The sequence below is a fragment of the Phaeobacter sp. JH20_26 genome (assembly GCF_048056275.1).
GTDB classification, from domain to species: Bacteria; Pseudomonadota; Alphaproteobacteria; order Rhodobacterales; family Rhodobacteraceae; genus Phaeobacter; species Phaeobacter bryozoorum.
Map to the genome: position 1 here is coordinate 181,098 of NZ_JAYMWL010000013.1, position 24,081 is coordinate 205,178.

Annotated in this window: 21 protein-coding genes; 11 read left to right on the forward strand and 10 right to left on the reverse strand. The window is 62.5% G+C overall.

What is annotated here, in order from left to right; all coding sequences use genetic code 11:
* Positions 1–53: 53 nt before the first annotated feature.
* The 10 genes from VWY60_RS06705 (at position 54) to VWY60_RS06750 (ending at position 12,017) form a co-directional block, all read left to right on the forward strand.
* Positions 54–3,473 carry an indolepyruvate ferredoxin oxidoreductase family protein gene (locus VWY60_RS06705; RefSeq protein WP_416534857.1) on the forward strand — a complete coding sequence of 1,140 codons (3,420 nt, stop codon included), beginning with the start codon at positions 54–56 and terminating at the stop codon, positions 3,471–3,473.
* Between the two features lie 280 nt (positions 3,474–3,753).
* Positions 3,754–4,674, forward strand: a complete 921-nt coding sequence (locus VWY60_RS06710) for a lysophospholipid acyltransferase family protein (RefSeq protein ID WP_416540780.1) — start codon at positions 3,754–3,756, stop codon at positions 4,672–4,674.
* A 20-nt stretch (positions 4,675–4,694) separates the two neighbouring features.
* Entirely contained in the window at positions 4,695–5,504 is an 810-nt protein-coding gene (locus VWY60_RS06715; protein ID WP_416540113.1) for a glutamate racemase, read from the forward strand.
* A 127-nt stretch (positions 5,505–5,631) separates the two neighbouring features.
* On the forward strand, positions 5,632–6,660 hold the full coding sequence (argC, locus tag VWY60_RS06720; RefSeq protein ID WP_416540114.1) for an N-acetyl-gamma-glutamyl-phosphate reductase: 1,029 nt from the start codon (positions 5,632–5,634) through the stop codon (positions 6,658–6,660).
* Between the two features lie 51 nt (positions 6,661–6,711).
* The gene (gene ccmE / locus VWY60_RS06725) at positions 6,712–7,155 is read left to right on the forward strand and encodes a cytochrome c maturation protein CcmE (RefSeq protein ID WP_340545707.1); all 444 of its coding nucleotides are present in this window, start codon (positions 6,712–6,714) and stop codon (positions 7,153–7,155) included.
* Positions 7,156–7,285: 130 nt separating this feature from the next.
* A complete protein-coding gene (locus VWY60_RS06730) occupies positions 7,286–7,897 on the forward strand; it encodes a holin-associated N-acetylmuramidase (protein ID WP_416540115.1) in 612 nt (203 codons plus the stop codon).
* The gene (locus VWY60_RS06735; RefSeq protein ID WP_416540116.1) at positions 7,888–8,496 is read left to right on the forward strand and encodes a holin family protein; all 609 of its coding nucleotides are present in this window, start codon (positions 7,888–7,890) and stop codon (positions 8,494–8,496) included. Before VWY60_RS06730 ends, VWY60_RS06735 begins: the two co-directional genes overlap by 10 nt.
* A 107-nt stretch (positions 8,497–8,603) precedes the next feature.
* Positions 8,604–10,568, forward strand: coding sequence for a heme lyase CcmF/NrfE family subunit (locus VWY60_RS06740; protein WP_416538815.1), 1,965 nt, complete (start codon positions 8,604–8,606; stop codon positions 10,566–10,568).
* Entirely contained in the window at positions 10,565–11,059 is a 495-nt protein-coding gene (locus VWY60_RS06745) for a cytochrome c-type biogenesis protein (protein ID WP_416540117.1), read from the forward strand. Before VWY60_RS06740 ends, VWY60_RS06745 begins: the two co-directional genes overlap by 4 nt.
* 181 nt (positions 11,060–11,240) lie before the next feature.
* A complete protein-coding gene (locus VWY60_RS06750; protein WP_340545702.1) occupies positions 11,241–12,017 on the forward strand; it encodes an enoyl-CoA hydratase-related protein in 777 nt (258 codons plus the stop codon).
* A 151-nt stretch (positions 12,018–12,168) separates the two neighbouring features.
* On the opposite strand, the gene VWY60_RS06755 is transcribed toward VWY60_RS06750, so the two are convergent.
* The 3 genes from VWY60_RS06755 to gltX all read right to left on the reverse strand — a co-directional run bounded on the left by VWY60_RS06755 (position 12,169) and on the right by gltX (position 16,210).
* Entirely contained in the window at positions 12,169–13,056 is an 888-nt protein-coding gene (locus VWY60_RS06755; protein WP_416540118.1) for a calcium-binding protein, read from the reverse strand.
* A gap of 331 nt (positions 13,057–13,387) precedes the next feature.
* The gene (locus VWY60_RS06760; RefSeq protein WP_340545700.1) at positions 13,388–14,683 is read right to left on the reverse strand and encodes a citrate synthase; all 1,296 of its coding nucleotides are present in this window, start codon (positions 14,681–14,683) and stop codon (positions 13,388–13,390) included.
* 126 nt (positions 14,684–14,809) lie between these two features.
* Positions 14,810–16,210 carry a glutamate--tRNA ligase gene (gltX, locus tag VWY60_RS06765; protein WP_416540119.1) on the reverse strand — a complete coding sequence of 467 codons (1,401 nt, stop codon included), beginning with the start codon at positions 16,208–16,210 and terminating at the stop codon, positions 14,810–14,812.
* Between the two features lie 79 nt (positions 16,211–16,289).
* On the opposite strand from gltX, the gene VWY60_RS06770 reads away from it, so the two are divergent.
* Positions 16,290–18,350 (forward strand): ComEC/Rec2 family competence protein, encoded by a 2,061-nt coding sequence (locus VWY60_RS06770; RefSeq protein ID WP_416540120.1) that lies wholly within the window; start codon positions 16,290–16,292, stop codon positions 18,348–18,350.
* Positions 18,351–18,418: 68 nt separating this feature from the next.
* On the opposite strand, the gene lexA is transcribed toward VWY60_RS06770, so the two are convergent.
* The 7 genes from lexA to VWY60_RS06805 form a co-directional block, all read right to left on the reverse strand.
* Positions 18,419–19,096 (reverse strand): transcriptional repressor LexA, encoded by a 678-nt coding sequence (gene lexA / locus VWY60_RS06775; RefSeq protein ID WP_416540121.1) that lies wholly within the window; start codon positions 19,094–19,096, stop codon positions 18,419–18,421.
* 153 nt (positions 19,097–19,249) lie between these two features.
* A complete protein-coding gene (gene glp / locus VWY60_RS06780; protein WP_416540122.1) occupies positions 19,250–20,422 on the reverse strand; it encodes a gephyrin-like molybdotransferase Glp in 1,173 nt (390 codons plus the stop codon).
* Positions 20,423–20,896: a cyclic pyranopterin monophosphate synthase MoaC gene (moaC, locus tag VWY60_RS06785; protein ID WP_416538810.1), complete on the reverse strand. Its 474-nt coding sequence runs from the start codon at positions 20,894–20,896 to the stop codon at positions 20,423–20,425.
* On the reverse strand, positions 20,896–21,708 hold the full coding sequence (gene trpC, locus VWY60_RS06790; protein ID WP_416540123.1) for an indole-3-glycerol phosphate synthase TrpC: 813 nt from the start codon (positions 21,706–21,708) through the stop codon (positions 20,896–20,898). The genes moaC and trpC overlap by 1 nt, the downstream gene beginning before the upstream one ends.
* Before the next feature lie 14 nt (positions 21,709–21,722).
* The gene (locus VWY60_RS06795; protein ID WP_416540124.1) at positions 21,723–22,376 is read right to left on the reverse strand and encodes a uracil-DNA glycosylase; all 654 of its coding nucleotides are present in this window, start codon (positions 22,374–22,376) and stop codon (positions 21,723–21,725) included.
* A complete protein-coding gene (gene trpD / locus VWY60_RS06800) occupies positions 22,373–23,404 on the reverse strand; it encodes an anthranilate phosphoribosyltransferase (protein WP_340545692.1) in 1,032 nt (343 codons plus the stop codon). The genes VWY60_RS06795 and trpD overlap by 4 nt, the downstream gene beginning before the upstream one ends.
* Positions 23,401–23,982, reverse strand: a complete 582-nt coding sequence (locus VWY60_RS06805) for an anthranilate synthase component II (protein ID WP_416534870.1) — start codon at positions 23,980–23,982, stop codon at positions 23,401–23,403. Before VWY60_RS06805 ends, trpD begins: the two co-directional genes overlap by 4 nt.
* Between the last annotated feature and the right edge of the window lie 99 nt (positions 23,983–24,081).

The following is a 24,081-nucleotide window of genomic DNA, read 5'->3' on the forward strand; positions in this document are numbered from 1 at the left end:
GACCTAATATATCGCCAAGAAGTGCAAGCTAATCGAGGTTGGGGAGGCCCAGGATGAGCACGCAGAAGATTTCTCTGAACGACAAATTCGATCTGACAAAATCACCGGTGATGCTGAATGGCACCCAGGCGCTGGTGCGTCTGATGCTGATGCAGAAACACCGGGATAAGGCGGCGGGGCTGAACACGGCTGGTCTGGTGACAGGCTATCGCGGCTCGCCGCTTGGCGCTGTCGACATGCAGATGAAGCGGGCGGAAAAACATCTGACCGCAAGCGATGTCACCTTTCAATTCGGTCTGAACGAGGATCTCGCCGTGACCGCCCTCTGGGGTGCCCAGCAGGCCGAGGTGCGCGGCGAGGGCAAATATGACGGCGTCTTTGGCCTGTGGTACGGCAAGGGGCCGGGGGTTGATCGCTCTGGCGATGCCATCCGTCATGCCAATATGGCCGGCTCGTCGAAATATGGCGGCGTGTTGATGGCGATGGGCGATGACCACACCGGCGAAAGCTCCACCGTGCTGCATCAGTCGGAATGGTCGCTGATGGATTGTTACCTGCCCATCGTCAGCCCGGCTGGCGTGCAGGAAATCCTTGATTACGGGATCTACGGCATTGCGCTCAGCCGCTTTTCGGGGCTGTGGGTTGGTCTGAAAACCATGAAGGACACGATCGAGGTGACATCGGTCGTCGATGGCAACCCGGACCGTATGCAGCTGGTCACGCCGGAGTTCGACATGCCGGCCGATGGCCTGAACATTCGTCTGGATGATGACCGTTTCCGTCAGGAAAACCGGATCATCGACTACAAGCGCTTTGCGGCGGAGGCTTTCAGCCACGCCAACAAGATGGACAAGCGCATGTGGGGCAAGCCGGGCGCCAAGATCGGCTTTGTCGCGGCGGGCAAGAACTGGCTGGATCTGGTCCACGCGATGTCGCTGCTTAACATCGACGAGACCATGGCCGAACGGCTGGGGATTACAACCTATAAGGTTGGCCAGACCTGGCCTCTGGACATGAAGGGGTTCAACGCCTGGGCCGAAGATCTGGACCTGATCGTTGTGGTCGAGGAAAAGCGCAAGCTGATCGAGATCCAGATCAAGGAAGCCCTGTTTGACGAGCGCAAGGGCCGCCGCGTCTACGGCTGGTACAAGGGCGGCGCAGGCGGGATGCACCGCGACGAGCTGTTCCCGACGAAATATGCGCTCGACCCGATCATGATTGCCGAAAAGCTCGGCCAGATCCTGATCGAAGAGGGCCGCGAGACCGAGGCGATCCGTGCTGGTCTCTCGGCGCTGGATGAGGCGAAGCGTGCCGACAATGCCGAGGAAATCGCTGCCCGTCTGCCCTATTTCTGCTCGGGCTGTCCGCATAACTCCTCGACCAAGCTGCCGGATGGCTCCCGCGCCTATGCCGGGATTGGCTGCCATTTCATGGTACAGTGGATGGACCGCGAGACCACTGGCTTCACCCATATGGGCGGCGAAGGTGTGAACTGGGTCGGTGAGGCGCCGTTCTCCAACCGCAAGCACGTGTTCCAGAACCTTGGCGACGGCACCTACAATCACTCCGGCGTGCAGGCCATTCGCGCGGCGCTGGCCGAAGGCACCAATATCACCTTCAAGATCCTCTATAATGACGCAGTCGCCATGACCGGCGGACAAGAGGCCGAGGGCGGGCTGACCGCCCAGCAGATCGCGCATGAGCTGACGGCGATGGGTGTGAAAACCATCGCGGTGGTCTATGACGAAAAGGAAGACGTCGACGCCAAGCTGTTCCCGGCAGGTATGCGGATGCATGAGCGGGCGGAGCTGATGGTGGTACAGAAGGAGTTTGAGAAGGTCGAAGGCGTCTCCGCCATCATCTACATTCAAACCTGCGCCGCCGAAAAACGCCGCCGTCGCAAGAAGGGCCTGTTCCCCGATCCCGACATGCGCGTGTTCATCAACTCCGACGTCTGCGAGGGCTGTGGCGATTGCGGGGTGCAATCGAACTGCGTCTCCATCGTGCCGAAGGAAACCGAACTGGGCCGCAAACGCGCCATTGATCAATCGTCCTGCAATAAGGATTTCAGCTGCGTCAAAGGCTTCTGCCCGTCATTCCTGACCATCGAAGGGGCAAAGATCCGCAAGGAGCCGACTGCCGCACTGGACCTGCCGGACCTGCCCACGCCTGAGCTGCCGAGCATCAATGGCACCCACAACGTGGTGATCACCGGCGTCGGTGGCACCGGCGTTGTCACCATCGGTGCCGTGCTGGCGCAGGCCGCCCAGATTGATGGCAAGGGCGCTGGCATGATGGAAATGGCCGGTCTCGCCCAGAAAGGCGGCGCGGTGCATATCCACTGCCGCATTGCCAACAGACCCGAAGACATCAGCGCCATCCGCGTGGCCACTGGCGAATGTGATGCGCTGATCGGCGGCGATCTGGTTGTGTCTGCCGGGGCAAAAACGATCGGGTTGATGAAAACCGGCAAGAGCGGTGCGGTGGTGAACAGCCATGAGATCATCACCGGTGATTTCACCCGCGACACGGATTTCCAGATCCCGAGTGATCGGCTTCAGGTCGCGCTTGAGGCCCGTCTGCGGGATCGTCTGGATCTTTTTGACGCCTCCGAACTGGCGCGCGCCAGCATGGGCGACTCGATCTTCTCCAACATGATGATCTTTGGCGCCGCCTGGCAGCGCGGTCTGCTGCCGATCAGCCTGGAGGCCATTCGCGAGGCGATCACCCTCAATGGGGCTGCGGTTGAGCGCAATCTGCGCGCCTTTGATATCGGTCGCTGGGCGGTGCTATATCCGCAGGAGGTGCAGAAGCTGATTGCCCCCAATGTGGTCGAACTGCCCAAGACATTGGAGGATCAGATCGCCTTCCGCAGTGCGCAGCTGGTCGATTATCAGGGGCCGCGTCTGGCCAAGCGCTATGGCAAGATGCTGGACGGCATTTCTGACAAGGCGCTGAAGGAAGCTGTGGCCAAGGGCTACCACAAACTGTTGTCCTACAAGGATGAATATGAGGTGGCGCGGCTGTTGCTGTCGAGCCGTGAGAAAGCCGAGGCCGAGTTCGAGGGCGATCTGAAGATCTCCTACAACCTCGCGCCGCCGATGCTGACTGGTACCGATCCCAACGGGCGCCCGAAAAAGCGCAAGTTTGGTCCGGGTCTGGAACGCTGGCTGCGGCTGTTGGCAAAGTTCAAAGGCCTGCGCGGCACGCCGCTGGATGTGTTTGGCTATACCGCCGAGCGCAAGATGGAGCGGGCGCTGATCAGCCAGTATGAGGCCGACATGAAGGAATGGCTGCCCAAGGCATCGCCTGAGATCATGGCGCCGCTGATTGCGCTGGCGGAATTGCCGCTGGAAATCCGCGGCTTTGGTCCGGTGAAACAGGCCAACGAGACCAAGGCCGCCAAACGCCGCGAGGAGCTGCTGGCCGCATTGCGTCAGGGCGGCAGCGAGTTGAAGACGGCCGCGGAATAACCCGGGCCGCTGCTGGCGGTCGTCCTGGCCGAGCCACTTAGGCCAGACCACTTCGGAAGGGCGTCACCGGTCGGATCGGGGGCGCCCTTTGTCGTTGATCCGGGGGATCTGGAACCGGAAAGACACAGATTCCCAACCGGCTGTCGCATCGCCGTTACCCTGGTTGTGTAGACCGGGGCACAGGCCCTATAGCCGGAGCGGGGGCTGGTTGCCCCTGCGTAAACCAGAGACTGAGACCACGAGGCTCGCCATGTCGTCCATCCGCAGCACGCCCGGCAACATGAACAGTTATGCCAGAGACACTGGATCACGACGTGAGGCGATACGAAGCGCACGCGATCTCTCTTATGCGTATTCCGCCCAGACCCGGCCCGGACGGGCGATGATCCGGGTGATGGAGAATGCCACCGGGCGGCTACAGCTGATCAAACGTGCCGAAGGCTATGAGGCGGATGTCGCCGCCGGGCAGAGCTTCTGGACTGTCATGCGCGACCGCTACGGGCTGCAGCTGGAGCTGCTGGGAGGCACGCTTGCCAATATCCCGAAGGATCAGCCGGTGGTGGTGATCGCCAATCATCCCTACGGTATACTGGATGGTCTGATGCTGGGGCATATCCTGTCCGAGGCGCGGGGCGATTTCCGCATTCTGGCGCATCAGGTGTTTCGCAAGGCCGACGATCTGTCCCGCGTTATCCTGCCGATTGATTTTGCCGAAACCAAGGCGGCACTGAAGACCAATCTGGAGACCCGCAAGACCGCGCTGGACTATCTGGGGCAGGGTGGCGCGATCGGCATCTTTCCGGGCGGCACGGTGTCCACCGCCGCGCGGCCCTTTCTGCGGCCGATGGTGCCGCCGATGGATCCGGTCTGGCGTGGCTTTACTGCGCGGATGATCGCCAAATCCCGCGCGGTTGTGGTGCCGATCTACTTCGACGGGCATACCTCCCGGCTGTTCCAGATCGCCAGCCATGTCCACCCGACTCTGCGTATGGGCCTGTTGATCAAGGAGTTTCGCAAACGGGTGGATACGCCGGTCCGGGTCGCCATCGGCAGCCCGATCGGGCGCGAGATCCTCGATCCGCTGGCAGGTGACGCAAAAGCAATGATGGATTTCCTGCGCAAAGCCACGTATGAGCTGTCTCCGAAACCACTCAAATCCTATGACTATGGGTATGAGTTTGAGGAGAAACACCGCGCCTGAGCGGTGAGCGAGAGAGACAGATGGCTGTAGGTATCTTTGATTCCGGCCTTGGCGGGCTGACGGTTCTGAATGCCGCGCAGGAGCGGCTGCCGGATGTGGACTTCCTCTATTACGCGGACAGTGCCCATGCGCCCTATGGCGTGCGCGATGCCGAAGACATTTACCAGCTGACCAAGGCCGCAGTTGAAGACATGTGGTCCAAGGGCTGCGATCTGGTCATTCTGGCCTGCAACACCGCCTCGGCGGCGGCGCTGCGCCGGATGCAGGAAGGCGGGCTGCCCGAGGGCAAGCGCGTGCTGGGTGTGTTTGTCCCCCTCATCGAAGCGCTGACCGAGCGGCAGTGGGGCGACAATTCGCCGCCGCGCGAAGTTGCGGTGAAACATGTCGCGCTGTTTGCAACGCCCGCCACCGTCTCCAGCCGCGCGTTCCAGCGTGAACTGGCGTTCCGCGCCATCGGCGTCGATGTCGAGGCGCAGGCCTGCGGTGGTGTTGTGGATGCCATCGAAGACGGCGACATGATCCTTGCCGAGGCGCTGGTGCGCAGCCATGTCGATGCGCTGAAGCGCAAGATGCCACAGCCGCAGGCGGCGATCCTTGGCTGCACCCATTACCCGCTGATGGAAGATATCTTTCAGGCGGCTCTGGGCGACGGGGTTCAGGTGTTCAGCCAGGGCAAACTGGTGGCCGAGAGCCTTGCCGACTATCTCGAGCGTCATCCCCATATGATGGGCGCGGGGCAGGGCGGGTTCTACACCACCGGTGTGCCGAGCCGCGTCAGCGATCGCGCCACGCAGTTCTTGCGACGAGAGATGATCTTTCAGGCGGCCTGAGCCGCGCCGGTGAGCGGATTTCGGCGATTGTTTGATCTGCCGCAACTCTGGGCACCACCGTCTTTGCTATCACTGCCGCAATCTCGACGCGGCATCTCGTTCTTCCCTCGTTTCAAAGAGGTCCATGATGACCCATAAAGTAGCTATTCTGGGCGCCTCCGGTTACACCGGCGCTGAACTGGTGCGGCTGATTGATCAGCACCCCATGATCGAAATTGCCGCCCTCTCTGCCGACCGCAAGGCAGGCATGACCATGGCCGAGGTGTTCCCGCATCTGCGCCATATGGATCTGCCGGTGCTCTGCAAGATTGACGAAATCGACTTTGCGGGTATTGACCTGTGTTTCTGCGCGCTGCCGCATAAGACCAGCCAGGACGTGATTGCCGCCCTGCCGCAGGATCTGAAGATCGTGGATCTGTCGGCGGATTTCCGGCTGCGCGATCCTGCGGAATATGAAAAATGGTACGGCAACCCCCATGCCGCGCTGGCGCAGCAGAAAGAGGCGGTCTATGGCCTGACCGAATTCTACCGCGAGGAAATCAGATCCGCGCGGCTGGTGGCCGGCACCGGCTGTAATGCGGCCACGGGCCAGTTTGCGCTGCGCCCGCTGATCGCGGCCGGGGTGATTGATCTCGATGACATCATTCTGGACCTGAAATGCGCCGTTTCCGGCGCTGGCCGCAGCCTGAAGGAAAACCTGCTGCACGCCGAGTTGAGCGAAGGGTACCACGGCTATGCCATCGGTGGAACGCACCGCCATCTGGGCGAGTTTGACCAGGAGTTTTCCAAGATCGCAGGCCGCCCGGTCAAGGTGCAGTTCACCCCGCATCTGGTGCCGGCCAACCGCGGCATTCTGGCCACCGTCTATGTCAAAGGGAACGCACAGACGATCCATCAGACCTTTGCCAGCGCTTATGCGGATGAGCCCTTCATCGAGCTGCTGCCTTTTGGTGAGGCGCCCTCCACGCGGCATATCCGTGGCTCCAACTTCTGCCACATCGGGGTCGCCGCAGACCGGATCGAAGGCCGCGCCATCATTGTTGCGGCACTTGATAACCTGACAAAAGGTAGCAGCGGGCAAGCCTTGCAGAACGCCAACCTGATGTTAGGTGAAGAGGAGACCACGGGGCTGATGATGGCGCCGCTGTTCCCCTGATACCCGATTGTCTGGCGCCCTCCGGCGCCGGACCGCACCCAAGAGGCTCCGATGAAGTCACTGAAGAAACAACGCCGTATCCAGATCATCGCGCTCACCACTGTGGCGCTGGTGGTGGCGACGGCGTTGATTGGCTACGCCATGCGCGACGGCATCAATTTCTTCCGCTCGCCCAGCCAGGTGATTGCGGCGCCACCGGAGGCAAGCGAGGTCTTTCGCATCGGCGGGCTGGTCGAGGAGGGCAGCATCGTACGTGGTCAGGGCGAGACCCTGCGCTTTGTGGTGACGGATGGCGGCGCCTCAGTCCCGGTCACCTATACCGGTGTGCTGCCGGATCTGTTCTCTGAGAACCAGGGTATGGTCGGCACCGGTCGCTACATCAATGGCGTGTTTGAAGCCTCTGAAATACTTGCCAAACATGATGAGACCTATATGCCGAAAGAGGTCATGGACGCGCTAAAGGAACAAGGCGTGTATCAGGCCCCGGAGAGCTGATTCTCCAGTTTTCTTGACACCCGATCACGCGCTCGGATCGGGTGTTGCGATCCGAGCGCGCGCCGAGGTCCGGGTGCGCTCATTTTTCATTGTCATGCTGGTGTCCCGAACCAATCAAAGGGACTGACCCATGCAGGACATCAAAGCCATCGCTCAGGAAATCATTGCCCGCGAAGGCGGCTATGTGGACGACCCGGATGATCCCGGCGGCGCCACCAAACACGGTGTGACCCTTGGCACGCTCCAGCGCCTCGGCATGGATCTGACCGGCGATGGGGACATCGACAAGGCGGATGTCGCGGCTGTCAGCGAGGCGCAGGCGGTGGATCTCTACATCCTGCATTACTTCGACCGGCCCCGGATCGCGGCGCTGCCGGAGGTGCTTCAGCCCTCGGTCTTTGACATGTATGTAAATGCCGGCGCGAATGCGGTGCGGATTTTGCAGCGCCTGCTGGCGCAGATGGGCTATGAGCTGGCCGTGGATGGGCGGATCGGCCCGCAGACCGCCACGGCGGCCCGCGCGGCGGCCAAGATCGGCCGCGTTGCGCTGCGGGACGCCTATGGCGTGGCCCGGCGGAACTATTACTTTCGCATTGCCGACCGGCGTCCGGCCAGCCGCAAATATGCCCGAACCCGCAAGGGCGGCAAGGGTGGCTGGATCCTGCGGGCCGAAAGCTTCATCTCGCCGCAATATCACCTCAGCCCGGCAGAATTTCAGGCACGGGTGGCGACATGGGGCTGATTGCGGATGTGCTGCGGGGCCTGTTCGGCCGGGAGCGGAATGTCGTTGTCGAAACGCTGGAGGTGTTTCGCGAGAACGCCGAAGCCGGTGCGGAGCGGGATCAGGCGCGCCGCGCGGATGCGCTGGCCCAGCTGGCGGCGGAATTTGCCCGTGGCGGCAGCAGCGCGCCCAGAGGCTGGTTCGATCGCTGGATGGACGGGCTGAACCGGCTGCCGCGGCCCTTGCTGGCGCTGTCGACGCTCGCGCTGCTCGGCTCGGCGATGGTGGATCCCGTGTGGTTTGCGGCCCGAATGCAGGGGCTGGCGCTGGTCCCGGAGCCGCTGTGGTGGTTGCTGGGCGTGATCGTCTCCTTCTATTTCGGGGCACGCCAGCAGCTCAAAAGCCAGGGGTTCCAGCGCGAGATCGCCGAAAGCCTCGCGCAGGTTCCGGCGGTCGCGGCGAATGTCGCCCGGATCGACGCGCTGCGCCGCGCTGACCCTCAGGCCCCGGCATCGGCAAACTCACCGGTGCTGCATGGTGATGTCGACGCAAGTGATTATGATCTCGTTGAAAATCCAGCGCTGGAGGACTGGATGGCCCTCTCCCGAGCAGCCAGGTGACAGGGGTGGTGTACGCGATGCCTGTGCCCTCAGAACAGCGCACACTGCGGCGTGAGGACGCGCCGATTGCGATTGGCGGCCTTGCCGGATCGCCCTATAGATAGGCTATGATTACAGAACTCGGTCACTTCGCCCTCATCCTTGCCTTTGTGATTGCCACCGTGCAGATGGTGGTGCCCTTGGTTGGCGCCCATTTCCGCTGGCCCGGCTGGATGTCGGTGGCCGAGCCTGCGGCGCAGGCGCAGTTCTTCTTTACCGCCTTTTCCTTTGGGGCGTTGATGTGGGCCTTTATCACGTCGGATTTCTCGCTGCGGCTGGTGGCGCTGAACAGCCATTCCGCCAAGCCGATGCTTTACAAAATCTCCGGCACCTGGGGCAATCACGAAGGGTCGATGCTGCTCTGGGTGCTGATTGTCAGCCTGTTTGGCGCCGTGGCCTCGGTCTTTGGCAATGGCCTGCCGCCAACGCTGAAGGCCCGGGTGCTGTCAGTACAGGCGGCGATTGGCGTGGCGTTCTTTGCCTTCATCCTGTTTACCTCAAACCCGTTCCTGCGCCTTGCGGTGCCGCCGTTTGACGGGCAGGGGCTGAACCCCTTGTTGCAGGACCCCGGTCTCGCCTTTCATCCGCCGTTCCTCTACCTTGGCTATGTCGGCCTGAGCATGGCGTTTTCCTTTGCCGTGGCGGCGCTGATCGAGGGGCGGATTGACGCCGCGTGGGGGCGCTGGGTCAGGCCCTGGACCTTGGCGGCCTGGATCTTTCTCACCATCGGTATCGCGCTGGGGTCCTGGTGGGCCTATTACGAGCTGGGCTGGGGCGGCTTCTGGTTCTGGGATCCGGTGGAAAATGCCTCCTTCATGCCCTGGCTGCTGGCGGCAGCGCTGCTGCATTCCGCCATCGTGGTGGAAAAGCGCGAAGCCCTGAAAAGCTGGACCATCCTGCTGGCCATTCTTGCCTTTGGCTTTTCGCTGATTGGCACGTTTATCGTGCGATCCGGCCTGCTGACCTCGGTCCATGCTTTTGCCAGCGACCCAGAGCGCGGGGTGTTCATCCTCTATATTCTGGCGATTTTCACCGGTGGCGCTCTGCTGCTGTTCGCGCTGCGCGCACAGGCGATGCAGGCCAAGGGGGTCTTTGGCCTCGTCAGCCGCGAGACCGCGCTGGTGGCCAATAACATCCTGCTGGCGGTGAGCTGTTTTGTCGTCTTCTTCGGCACGCTCTGGCCGGTGGTGGCGGAGATGGCCTTTGACCGCAAGCTGAGTGTGGGTCCGCCGTTCTTCAACGCAGCCTTCACCCCCTTCATGGTGGTGCTCGGCGCGATCCTGCCGGTGGGTGCGATGCTGCCGTGGAAACGCGGCCTTCTGGCGCGCACGGCCTGGCGGCTGCGTTTTGTCTTTGCGCTGGCGGTGGCGTTTGGCGTGCTGGCCTGGGCGATGCAGACCGGCCGGTCCGGCCTGGGGCCGATCGGGCTGTTCCTCGGGGTGTGGATCGTGGTTGGCGCCTTTGCTGACCTCTGGCTGCGGGGCAGCGCGACCGGGCGCTGGCAGCGTCTGTTGCGCCTGCCGCGTGCGGATTGGGGCAAGGCGCTGGCCCATGCCGGTCTGGGTGTCACCATCTTTGCCATCGCCGGGCTGACCGCCTGGCAGGACGAAGACATTCGCGTGGCCGAGGTGAACCGGCCCTTCGACGTCGGCGCCTATACGCTGGAGCTGCAGGCCGTGCGCCGGGTGCAGGGGCCGAATTATTTCAGCACCATGGCGGATATCGAAGTGACCCGGGCAGGGCGGTTCGTGGCGCTGCTGAACCCGGAGAAGCGTGAGTATCCGGTGTCGCGGATGCCGACCACCGAGGCGGCGATAGACTACCGGTTCCTGCGCGATCTCTACGTGGTGATCGGCGACCAGCAGGCCAATGGTGGCTGGACGGTACGGACCTATATCAAACCGCTGGCGAATTGGATCTGGGGTGGCTGCCTGTTGATGGCCTTGGGTGGTCTGCTGAGCCTGAGTGACCGTCGTTTCCGCGTTGCGGCAGGGGCGCGCCGCGCCCCGCGTGAAGGAGTGCCCGCCGAATGACACGGCTGTTTCTTGCTCGGCTATTGCTGGCGTTGACGCTGCTGGCTCCGATGGTTGCCACCGGCACCCCGGCGCTGGCGGTTGAACCTGACGAAATTCTTGATGATCCGGTTCTGGAAGGTCGCGCGCGTGAGCTGTCGAAGGATCTGCGCTGTCTGGTCTGCCGCAACGAGAATATCGACGAAAGCAATGCCGATCTGGCCCGTGATCTGCGCCTGCTGGTGCGCGAGCGGCTGGTGGCCGGTGACAGCGACGCCGAGGCGATGGCCTTCATCGTGGAGCGCTACGGCGAATATGTGTTGCTCAGCCCGCGTGCAAATGGTGCCAACTGGCTGCTTTATGCTGCCGGTCCGCTGATGCTGGTGATGGCGCTGCTGCTGGCCGGGGGCTATATCCGCGCCCGCAGCCGCACGCCGGAGGCGGAGGACCCCGGCGCCGACAGCCTTAGCGCGCAGGAACGTGCGCAGCTCGATCGCATCCTGAAAGACTGAGCCACCAAGACGCGCCGCGCGGGTGGGAGGCGGTAGGACCGCCCATACAACCGCAGCGGCACAGCGCCGGCCAGAGCCCCCCCGCGGGTGGTTTTGCAGTAAGAGGTTACGCGGCGTTTGCCTTTTCCTGCGGGCTTGCATAGGCAAGTCTGCGAAAAACCTTTAACCACGAGGCCCTTTGATGGATTACAAGGAAATTCTGTTCTCGCTGGAAGACGGCTTGGCCGTTGTGACGCTGAACCGACCCGCAAAGATGAACGCGCTGACCGGTCTGACGCGGGCGGAGATCACCCATGCGATGCAGCGCGCGGGCAAAGAGGCCCGTGCGGTGGTCCTGACCGGTTCCGGCGTGTCATTCTGTTCGGGGCAGGACCTGTCCGACGCCGCAAGCCAGGGCAAGCTGGATCTGGAACGGACGCTGCGGGATGAATACACCCCGATGCTGGAGGCGATCTATAACTGCCCGGTGCCCACCATTGCCGCGGTAAACGGCCCGGCTGCGGGCGCGGGGGCCAATCTGGCGCTGGCCGCCGATGTGGTGATCGCCACCGAGAGCGCTTATTTCATGCAGGCCTTTGCCCGTATTGGCCTGATGCCGGATGCCGGCGGCACCTGGTTCATGCCGCGTCAGATGGGCATGGCCAAGGCAATGGGGGCCGCGCTGTTTGCTGATAAGATCTCCGCCAAACAGGCGAGCGACTGGGGCATGATCTGGGAAGCCATTCCCGACGCCGAATTTGACGCCCATTGGCGCGCCCGTGCGGCCTATCTGGCGAATGGCCCGACCCGTGCGTTCGGCGCGATCAAGAGCGCGATCCGCGATGGCTATGGCAACAGCCTGCCAGAGCAGCTGTCCGAGGAGGCCCATCTGCAAGGCCAATGCGGCAAGACCCGGGACTTCATGGAAGGGGTCACCGCTTTTATGGAAAAACGCCCCGCGAAGTTCGAAGGCCGCTAAGACGGTGCAATCCGTGATCGGCTGATGCCGTTCCTGAAATGCAAAACCCGCCCCTGATGCGCATCGACTGCGCGGGGGCGGGTTTCTTTTTGCGCCAACGGTCCTGCCGGACCGGGCCGGATCAATTGACCCGGCCCGGCAGATCACCTGGTCAGCTGCTGCGGGCCACCAGGGCGACATGTTCGGCCAGGTTGAAGCTGGCACCGGCATTGATCAGGCGCACGACCTCCTCGCCGTCTGCAACGAGATAGGCATCGGTGCCGCCGTCCTCATTTGCGCGGGTGATCACCTCCAGCTCCGGCTCGTCTTCGGTTTCGTCGTAGTAATAGACCACCCGGTCATCATCCGCCGTGAAATCGGTAATGGTCGCCTGTTCATCCTCGGTCAGCCAGGCTCCGGTTTCGAAGCTGTCGTTGCCGCTGCCACCGGTCACCGTATCGTTGAGACCAAAGAGCACGGAGTCGTCACCGGCACCGGCATTGATGGTATCGCCAGCAGCGTCCTGATCGACCGTGTAGTCAAAGTTCAGCAGGGCGTTGACCTCGGCTGCGGAGGTCGGCGTCTCGCGGCCCTGAACGATGTCTTCATAGGCGCCTTCGTCCAGAATGCCTGCGGCGATGATCAGGTCATTGCCCTGACCGCCGACCAGATGATCCGCGCCGCGGGTGTCAATCAGCGTGTCGTCACCGGCATTGCCGCGCATGAAATCATCGCCATTGCCACCGATGAGAGTGTCATCACCATCGCCACCAAAGACGTTGTCATTTGCCGAGCCACCGTCCAGCCGGTCGTCGCCTGCGCCGCCTTCGATCGTATCGGGACCGCCGCGTGCGTCGATATTGTCGTCACCCTCACCGCCAAGCAGGTTTTCGCTGCCGGTGGTGCCGAACAGCAGGTCGGCACCCTCGCTGCCCTCGATCACGGTCGCGTTTTCCTCGTTACCGCTTTCATCTGCGTTGGAGTCATTGCTGTCGGAATCGTCGGAATCGTTGATGATCACACCCGCCAGCAGGCCGACCCCCAACATTGTCATAAGCATTAGCACGGTGCGTCTCCCGTTAAGGTTTAATTAGCAATTGCGATTATGCCTATTGCCGAGGTCAAAATTCGTCAATCGAAACCCTTCGTAGTTGAGTAAAATGCGATGAAAAGGGTTAACCAGGTTTCTGCATTGGAAACATCCCGGACCTAACCTTTTGATTGTTGACCTATCCGAAAGGCGCGGACCTGCAATCTAAAGATGTGTTGCGCTGCGGCGCGGGCGCGCGCCTTGGGGGTTGCGAGGTTGGGGCCATGAAAAAGCCCTGCCTCCTAGGAGGCAGGGCTCATATCTGTGATGGTCAGCGAGGTCTGGGCAGACCGGCTGCCGGTCAGCGCTTTTCGATGTCGACGTAATCGCGGGCGGTTTCGCCGAGGTAGAGCTGGCGCGGGCGACCGATCTTGTTCTGCGGATCCGCGATCATTTCTTTCCACTGCGAAATCCAGCCGACGGTGCGCGACAGCGCGAAGATCGGGGTGAACATCGAGGTCGGGAAGCCCATCGCCTCAAGGATGATGCCGGAGTAGAAATCGACGTTCGGGAACAGTTTCTTCTCGATGAAATACTCATCGTTGAGCGCAGTGCGCTCCAGTTCTTTGGCGACCTGCAGCAGCGGGTTGTTTTCAACGCCCAGCAACTCCAGAACCTCATCAGCGGACTGTTTCAGCACCTTGGCGCGCGGATCGGTGTTCTTGTAGACCCGATGGCCAAAGCCCATCAGACGGAACGGATCGTTCTTGTCCTTGGCGCGTTCGATGAATTCGGGGATCCGGTCAACGGAGCCGATTTCCTTCAGCATTTCCAGGCAGGCCTGGTTGGCGCCGCCGTGGGCCGGACCCCAGAGGCAGGCGATGCCCGCAGCGATACAGGCAAAGGGGTTCGCGCCGGACGAGGACGCCAGACGCACGGTCGAGGTCGACGCGTTCTGCTCGTGATCGGCGTGCAGAATGAAGATCCGGTCCATCGCGCGGGCGAGGATCGGGTCGACGTGATATTCCTCTGCCGGTACCGAGAAACACATGTGCAGGAAGTTGGCCGCGTAATCCAGATCGTTGCGCGGATACACAAACGGCTGGCCGATGGAATATTTATAGGCCATCGCAGCAATGGTGGGCAGTTTGGCGATCAGGCGGATCGCGGCCACTTCACGCTGCCAGGGGTCATTGATGTCGGTGGAGTCGTGATAGAAAGCCGACATCGCACCCACAACACCCACCAGGGTCGCCATCGGATGCGCGTCGCGGCGGAAGCCACGGAAGAAGTTGTGCATCTGTTCATGCACCATGGTGTGACGGGTCACGCGGGTCTCGAAATCTTCCAGCTGGGCTGCGGTCGGCAGTTCACCATAAAGCAGCAGGTAGCAGACTTCGAGGTGGTGCGATTTGGATGCCAGCTGGTCGATCGGATAGCCGCGGTGCAGGAGCTCACCCTTGCCGCCGTCGATATAGGTGATCGTGCTGTCGCAGCTTGCGGTCGAGGTGAAACCGGGATCATAGGTGAACACACCGGCCTGGCTGTAGAGCTTGCGGATATCAAGAACATCGGGCCCGGTCGTCGGCGAAAAAATGGGAAGCTCGTAAGTTTCGCCATTCAGGCTGAGCTGGGCGGTTTTCTTTGTATCGGTCATAGATGTCCCTTCCTGATACAGGCGCGAAAGCGGGGGAGGCCCCCGCCTTGTGCAGGCAGCACCTGCACGGCAACCGCGCAGGTGAGGTCATAGCTGTACCGGCTTACCCAGCGGTTAACGATGGGGTCAGTCGGCAACGTCGGCGAGTCGGGCCAGTGTTTCGTCCCGGCCCAGAATCAGCATCATATCGAAAACTGAAGGTGTTACCGCACGGCCTGTCAGCGCTGCCCGCAACGGGCCTGCCAGTTTGCCGAACTTGGTATCCCGTGCTTCTGCAAATGTATTCAGAAGCGCCTCCAGATCGTCTCGGGACCAGCTAGCATTTTGCAGCTGCGGCGTCAATTCACTCAGTATACCGTCGGATACAGATGTCAGGGCCTTTGCCGCCTTCTCGTCGAGATCGAGCGGGCGTGAAGCCAGAATAAAATGAGCCTTTTCAAGCAGCTCCGGAAAAGTCTTGGCCCGGTCCTTGAGGCAATACATCGCACGTTCAATATCGTTTGACTGAACGTCATTTAACTGTGGCTTGCCAGCAGCGGCAAGATAGGCCTGCAGCTCATTCCGCAGCGCAGCATCATCGCTGATCGCAATGTGCTGACCACAAAGGTTTTCGAGCTTCTTGGTGTCAAATCGTGCCGGGCTTTTGCCGATACCGTCAAGGTCGAACCAGTCACGGGCCTGCTCATCCGTAAAAAATTCGTCATCGCCATGGCTCCAGCCGAGACGCGCCAGATAGTTGCGCATGCCCGCAGCCGGATAGCCCATCGCCTGGTATTCCTGCGCGCCGAGGGCGCCGTGGCGTTTGGACAGTTTCTTGCCATCAGGGCCATGGATCAGCGGGATATGGGCCCAGACCGGAACATCCCAGCCCATGGCTTCGTAGATCATCATCTGGCGCGCGGCATTGTTGAGGTGGTCATCGCCCCGGATGACATGGGTGACGCCCATATCGTGATCATCCACCACCACGGCCAGCATGTAGACGGGCGTCCCATCCGAGCGCAGCAGGATCATATCGTCAAGCTGCTCGTTCTTGATGGTGACATCGCCCTGAACCTCGTCTCGGATGACGGTGCTGCCCTGCTGCGGCGCCTTGATGCGGATCACATAGGGCGCATCGGGATGGCTGCTGGCATCGGCGTCACGCCAGGGCGAGCGATAGAGCGTCGATTTGCCCTCGGCCTTGGCCTGGTCGCGGAAGGCGGCAATTTCGTCCTGCGTTGCAAAGCACTTATAGGCCTTGCCCGCCTCAAGCAGTTCACGCGCAACGGCGGCATGACGTTCGGCACCTTCGAACTGGCTGACCACCTCGCCATCGTGATCCAGACCCAGCCAGGCCATGCCCTGCAGAATGGCGGCGGTCGCCTCGGGGTTGGAGCGCTCGCGGTCGGTGTCCTCGATACGCAGCAGGAATTTGCCGCCGCGCCCACGGGCATAAAGCCAGTTGAACAGCGCGGTGCGCGCACCACCGATATGCAGATAGCCGGTGGGAGAGGGGGCGAAACGGGTGACGACCGGTTTGGACATGGGGGTGATTTACCTTTTGGAAACCATGGAAAGGGTAGTTTTGTCGCCTGTCTACCGAGCCAGAAGGCAAGGAGCAAGCATGCGCGCCCTGGGCATTCTTGACAGTCTGCTGCAATCCCAGCGCGGGGAGCTGTTTCCCTGGGTGCCGGTCCTGTTCGGCACCGGGATCGGTTTTTTCTTTTCTCTGCGGTTTGAACCTGTGGCGGTTCACTATTTTGGCCTGGGCGGCGTTGCGCTGGGTGGGGCGCTGCTGTTGGGACGTGGTGACCGGCAGGACGGGCTGGTGTTTCTGGGCTGGGCGATTGTGACAATGGCGCTTGGCTTTGCGGCCGCCGGGATGCGCGCCCATTCGGTTGCCGCCCCGGTGCTGAGCTTTCGCTATTACGGCCCGGTCGAAGGGCGGGTAATCGCGATAGATCGCTCCGCCCGGGACCGGCTGCGCATCACCCTCGATCAGCCTGTGCTGGACCGTCTGGCGGCTGGGGCCACCCCGGCACGGGTGCGGCTGTCGCTGCCGGTCGGGGCCGCGCTGCCGGGTATCGGCGACCGGGTCATGACCACCGCACATCTGATGCCGCCGCAGGGACCGGTGGAGCCCCATGGCTTTGATTTTCGCAGGCACGCCTGGTTTCAGCGCCTGGGGGCTGTTGGCTATACTCGGGTGCCGGTTCTGCGCGTTCAGCCGAGCCGGTCTGATCTGCCCGTACAGCAGCTGAGACAGCGGATTTCCGACCGTATCCGTGACCAGATGCCGAAAGCCACAGGTGGCTTTGCCGCGGCCATCACCACCGGGGATCGCTCTGCCATCCCGCAGGTGGAACTGGAGGCGCTTAGAGCCAGCAACCTTGCACATCTGCTGGCAATTTCAGGGCTGCACATGGGGCTTCTGGCGGGCGTCGTCTTTGGCGGCCTGCGGCTGCTGATGGCGCTGGTTCCGGCCTATGCTCAGCGGGTAAACGCCAAGAAATTGGCCGCGGTTGGTGCGCTGCTTGCGGCGAGCGCCTACCTGCTGCTGTCAGGCATGCAGGTCGCCAGTACCCGTGCCTATGTCATGGTGGCGATGATGCTGGGCGCGGTGCTGCTGGATCGGCGCGCCCTGTCGCTGCGGGCGGTGGCGCTTGCGGCACTGGTGATCCTGGCGATCCGCCCGGAAAGCCTGCTTGGCCCCGGGTTTCAGATGAGTTTTGCGGCGACAACGGCGCTGGTGGTCGTCTTCGGCGCGCTGCGGGATCACGTTGCGCCGGGTGGCGCGCGCTGGCTGCGGATGGTGGGTGGGGTGGTGCTGTCGTCCCTGGTTGCGGGCGTTGCCACGGCCCCCTTTGGGGCGGCGCATTTCAATATGCTGTCTCACTACGGGTTGCTGGCCAATGTTCTGGCGGTGCCGGTTATGGGGTTGCTGGTGGTTCCTGCGGCGGTGCTGGCGCTCTGCCTCGCACCGGTCGGGGCATCCGGTGTCGGGTTGACGCTGATGGACCTCGGCATCCGCTGGATCCTGTCGGTTGCCAATTGGGCGGCCGGACTGGAGGGCGCGCAGGGGGCGGTCCAGATGCCGCCCGCCGTGGTGTTGCCGCTGGTAGCCCTCGGCGCGCTGCTGCTTGCCCTCTGGCGGGGGCGGCTGCGCTGGGTTGGTCTGCCGGTTCTGCTGACGGCAGCGTGGCTCTGGTACGGACATCCCCGACCCGTGGTCCTGATCGCGCCGAATGGTGGGCTGGTTGGCGTGATGACAGCGCAGGGCCGCGCCTTGTCCCGCGCAAAAGGGCATGGCTATGCGGCTGAGCGATGGGCGGAGAACGACGGCAGCCTGCTAACCCAGGCCGAGCGTGCGCTGCTGTGGCACCGGATCGCGGTGGCGGCGCCCAGCGTTGCGGGCAAATCGGTGTCGGCGTATCTCGCGCTCTCTGATCAGCAGCTGATCCATGTGATTGGCAAGGCGGCCGCAGAAGCGCTGAGCGATTGTTCGGCGGACGCGGTGCTGGTCAGCGCTAAACCACTGTCACCGGTGGGGGGCTGCAGGGTGTTTGATGCTGATAGCCTGCGCACCCTTGGCAGTGTGCAACTGCAACCGGACGGGCGCTGGATCTCGGCAAGTGACGTGGTTGGTGACCGACTGTGGAGCCATACTCCGCAGCGCGACAGGTGATAATCCTCGACAGCCTCTTTCAAAGGCGTGTTTCTTGGGGCGGGCCCTCTTCGAGGGCGACCCTCTGGTCAATAGGTGCGGATAAGTCCGACAAGGCGGCCCTGCACCTTTACCTGATCCTGCGGATACTGGCGGGTCTCATAGGCGGGGTTTGCCGCCTCCAGCGCAATGGTGCTGCCTTTGCGGTAGATGCGTTTCAGCGTCGCTTCCTGTCCATCGACCAGCGCAACCACCACATCGCCATTGTCAGCCACGGAGGTTTCGCGGATGACAACGATATCGCCGTCATTGATGCCGGCTTCGATCATTGAATCACCACGGACCTCCAGCGCGAAATGCTGCCCCTGGGCTGACAGCATGGAGGCCGGGACCGCGACCTGATGGGAGACCTGGTTAATCGCCTCAATCGGGACACCGGCGGCGATGCGGCCCATCACGGGCAGCTCCATCGCGGCGATCATTGCCGGGGCGGAGACCTGATTGGCCGGTTCGGATGACGCTGCCTCTGTCATCTGCTGGGCGCTGCCGAGGCTGTCCGGCAGGCGGATGATCTCGATCGCGCGGGCACGATGTGCGAGGCGGCGGATAAATCCGCGTTCTTCCAAAGCGGTGATCAGCCGGTGGATGCCCGATTTCGAGCGCAGGTCAAGCGCCACCTTCATCTCGTCAAAACTTGGGGGGACGCCATCCTTTTGCAGACGTGTGTTGATGAAATCCAGCAAGTCCAGTTGCTTCTTCGTCAGCATGACATCCCTCTCAGCCGCTCGATGTTTCGCTTTGTTCTACGCATGTTCCCGTTTTGTGTCAACGGCATGTCGCATGAAACCTGTCAAACGCAGCCGAATTGATGCTGAATTGTTGGCAAAGTGAAATCCGCCGACGTGCATCGCCGTATCCGATCAGATCGGAAGGTAGGCAAGCATCGTGCCCTTGGCGCGGGGCGGATCATTGGCGGGACGGATGGCAAGCGCGTTGGCCTCGGCAAGCAATGTCAGCCGGGCGCTGTCCTGATCGTCAAACACATGCAGCTCCGCCGCGCTGAGCTGCGCCCGCATGTAGTGGGTACGCGGGCCGTTGGCCGGCAGGTCCTGCGCCAGGGGGGCCTCGGCCGGTTGCGGATCATGGGGCGGGAGCCCCTGCATGGTGCGCAGCATTGGTAACAGGAAGACATGGCCGCAAACCATTGCAGACACGGGATTTCCCGGCAAGCCGACCATGGCGGACCGGCCTAGTGTCCCGGCCATCAGCGGCTTTCCCGGGCGCATCGCAACCTTGTAGAAGGCGCGCGCCATACCCAGGCTTTCGGTTACCCCGGCCACCAGATCATGATCGCCCACCGAGGCCCCGCCAATCGTCACGATCAGATCTGCCTCGCGGGCCAGATCCAGGGCCATGCGCAGGCTGCCTTCGGTATCGCGGGCGATTGGCAGAATGCGGACGCGGGCGCCAGCCGCCGTGAGCAGCGCATCGAGGCCAAAGGTGTTGGACGCTATGATCTGGTCGGGGCCGGGCGTATCGCCGGGGAGCACCAGTTCATCGCCGGTCGAGATCAGGGCAACGGTCGGACGTACATGCACCGGCACCTCGGCGATGTTCATCGCGGCCAGCAGCGCGATATCGGCAGACGACAGCAGACGCGGCGCCGCGATCGTGCTGCCGAGCTGAAAATCGCCGCCCTTGGGACGGATATTGTTGCCGGGCCCCGGATGATCCGAGATCGTGATCAGGGATCCGGTGCGGCTTGTATCCTCTTGGATAACCACAAAATCAGCGCCTTCGGGCACTGGCGCTCCGGTAAAGATACGGACCGCCTGACCGGGGCCGACGCGGCCCTTGAAGCCATGACCGGCGGCGCTTTCTCCGATCACCTTGAACATGGCGTCACGCTCAACCTCGGCGGCCTTTACCGCGTAGCCGTCCATCGCGGAGGCAGCGAAGGGCGGCTGGTCGCGATTGGCCGAGACCGGCGCCGCAAGAACGCGACCGGCTGCGGCGCGCAGCGGCACCGTTTCGACCCGCATCGGGGCCACCAGTTTCAGAACTGTGTCGAGGGCCTCGGATACTGAGATCATCTACGCCTCGTAACGGCCTGATTTTCCGCCGTCTTTCAATGTTACGCGAATGCCGCCGATCTGCATCGCCTTATCCACCGCCTTGGCCATGTCATAGACGGTGAGCGCGGCGGTGGAGACAGCCGTAAGCGCCTCCATCTCGACGCCGGTCTGGCCCGTGGTTTTTACGGTGGCTTCGACGCGCACCCCCGGCAGGTCCGGATCGAGCGACAGTTCGACGGCAACTTTGGTCACCGGAAGCGGGTGGCAGAGCGGGATCAGATCGGGCGTTTTCTTGGCGCCCATGATGCCTGCCAGCCGGGCAACGCTCAGAACGTCGCCTTTCTTTGCCCGACCTTCCGAAATGATATCAAAGGTTTCGCGCGCCATGCTTATGTGGCCTTCGGCGGTGGCGATCCGCGCCGTCACCGCCTTGTCGGAGACGTCGACCATATGGGCATCGCCCTTGCCGTCGAAATGTGTAAGCGGCGCCATCACATGGCACCCGGCATCAGCGGGTTTGCGAGGATATCACGGGTTGCGGCGGTCACATCCGCCTGGCGCATCAGGCTTTCGCCAATCAGGAAACTGCGGGCGCCGTACCGCGCCATGTCGGAGAGATCCTGGGGCGTCGCAAGACCGCTTTCACAGACGATGGTACGATCCGCAGGCACCAGCCGCGACAGGGTGCGCGTGGTGTCGAGCGTGGTGTCGAAGGTCTTGAGATTGCGGTTGTTGATGCCGAGGAGGGGCGATTTCAGCTTGCAGGCGCGGTCCAGCTCTTCCTCGTCATGAACCTCAAGCAGCACATCCATATCCCATTCAAAGGCAGCGGCCTCCAGTTCGGCGGCCTGCATGTCGGAGACGGAAGCGAGGATGATCAGGACGCAATCGGCGCCAAGGGCACGGGCCTCGGCCACCTGATAGGTATCATACATGAAGTCCTTGCGCAGCACCGGCAGGGTGCAGGCATTGCGGGCCGCTGGCAAAAACGGCTTTGCCCCCTGAAAACTGGGCGTGTCAGTCAGCACGGACAGGCAAGTTGCGCCGCCGTCCTCATAGGCTTTGGCGAGGGTTGCGGGATCGAAGTCTTCGCGGATCAAGCCTTTGGAGGGGCTGGCTTTTTTGATCTCGGAGATCAGCCCGTAACCCTGACGGCCGGCGGCCATCAACGCCTTGGCAAAGCCGCGCACCGGATCGGCTTCACGGGCCTCGGCCTCGACGGTCTCAAGCGGTTTGGCGGCCTTGTCGGCGGCGACCTCTTCCAGCTTATAGGCCTTGATCTTGTCCAGCACAGTTTCAGTCATCTTGACGCCTCCGGTCACGCGTTCCAATCAATCTGCGGCTGCCCGCGTTGGGCCAGCCAGCTGTTCACCGCCGAAAACGGGCGCGATCCGAAAAAGCCGCGGCGCGCCGAGAGGGGTGAAGGATGGGCCGTCCTCAGAATAAGGTGATCGCCCGGTTGAATATGTTTTTCAAGCCCTTGGGCCTGTTTACCCCATAATATGTAGGCCGTCGGGCGCTGACTGCTCCGGGCCAGCACCTGATCGGCCAGCGCCTGCCAGCCCAGATGCTTGTGGCCGTTGGCCTCACCTGCGGGCACGCTGAGCACGGTATTGAGCAGCAAGACACCCTGACGGGCCCATCCGCGCAGGTCGCCATTGGGTTTCTCGACACCAAGGTCAGCACTTAACTCCTTGAAAATATTGTTCAAGGAGCGCGGTAAGGGGCGGACATCCGGCTCCACCGAGAAGGCCAGACCATGAGCATGACCCGGCGTCGGATAGGGATCCTGACCGAGGATGACAACGCGGGTGCGGTCGGGCGGCGTCAGTTCCAGCGCCGCCAGCCGCTGCGCCACGGGCGGCAGGATCTGACGTGGATCATCCGCCACCGCCTTGGCGATGCTTGCATAATCATTGGCAAAAAACGGCAGGTCACCCCAGCCACCCGGAACGGGGAGGTCTGGGGTCATTTGCTGTCAGCAGCTGCTGTGGTGATCCGCGCGACCGCCTCAATCTTGCCCCGTGCGGCGCCGCTGTCGATGCTGCTGCGCGCCATTTCGACGCCGGTTCTGAGATCATCCGCGGCGCCTGCCACCAGCAGGGCGGCGGCAGAGTTCAACAACACCGCGTCCCGGTAGGCGGATGCTTCGCCTGACAACAGCGCCTCAAACGCCTTTGCGTTGTCTTCGGGTGTGCCGCCAACGATTGCCTCAAACGGATGAACCGGCAGGCCTGCGTCCTCGGGGTGGATCTCCATTTCGGTGACATTGCCACCTGGGTTCAGTGCCGCAACCCAGCTGACGCCGGTGATGGTCAGCTCATCGGTGCCGTCGGAGCCATGGACCAGCCAGGCCTGTTCGGATCCCAGCTGCCCGAGGGTTTCGGCCATCGGGCGGATCAGATCGCGGCTGAAGGCGCCGGTGAGCTGGCGTTTGACACCGGCCGGGTTGGTAAGCGGGCCGAGAATGTTGAAGATCGTGCGCGTGCCCAGTTCCTGCCGGGTGGGCATGACATGGGCGATGGCCGGATGATGCATCGGCGCCATCATGAAGCAGATGCCTGCTTCGCGCAGCGCCTGTTCGGCCACTTTCGGGCCGACCATGACATTGATGCCCATCTGGCCAAGCGCATCCGCAGCGCCGGATTTTGACGACAGGTTGCGATTGCCATGTTTCGCGACAACGGTTCCGGCACCGGCCACGACAAAGGCGGTGGCGGTGGAGATATTGAGCGTTCCCTTGCCGTCACCGCCGGTGCCGACAATGTCCATCGCGCCCGCAGGTGCCACCACGGGATTGCATTTGGCGCGCATGACGGCGGCGGCGGCGGCGTATTCATCGACCGTCTCGCCACGGGTGCGCAAGGCCATCAGCAGGCCGCCCATTTGGCTGGGCGTGGCATTGCCTTCGAACAGATGGGTAAAGGCGGCCTCTGCTTCGGCCCGGCTGAGAGGGCGATCCGCAGCGGCGTCGATCAGCGGCTTCATCTGATTGCTCATGCGGGCACCTTCATCACGTCGAGGAAATTCTTGAGCAGCGCATGGCCGTGTTCGGAGGCGATGGATTCCGGGTGGAACTGGACGCCGTGGATCGGCAGAGTCTTGTGCTGTAGCCCCATGATGGTGCCATCTTCCAGCTCTGCGGTGATCTCCAGACTGTCCGGCAGGCTGTCGCGCTCCACCACCAGCGAATGATAGCGTGTCGCCTCAAAGGGGGAGGGCAGACCGGCAAATAGTCCGGTGTTGTTGTGGTGCATGGTGCCCATCTTGCCGTGAACGATGTCCTTGCAGCGCACGACCTTGCCGCCAAAGGCCTGACCGATGGTCTGGTGGCCAAGGCAGACGCCCATCAGCGGGGTCCTGGTCTCGGCGGCGGCTTCGGTCAGGGCCAGGCAAATACCGGCCTGATCGGGGTCGCAGGGTCCCGGCGACAACAGGATGCCGGCGGGGTTCATCGCCATCGCATCCTGTACGTTCAGCGCATCATTGCGATGGACCTGCACATCAGCGCCCAATTCGCCCAGATAATGCACGAGGTTGTAGGTAAAGGAGTCGTAGTTGTCGATCAGCAGCAGCATAGTCGCGGGGCTCGTTTAAGGGCTGGCGGGCCGGGGCCGCGCCGCAGTATAGTGGTCGCAACATACATGTTCAGGGTTGCGCGGCAGCGTCAAGTGCAC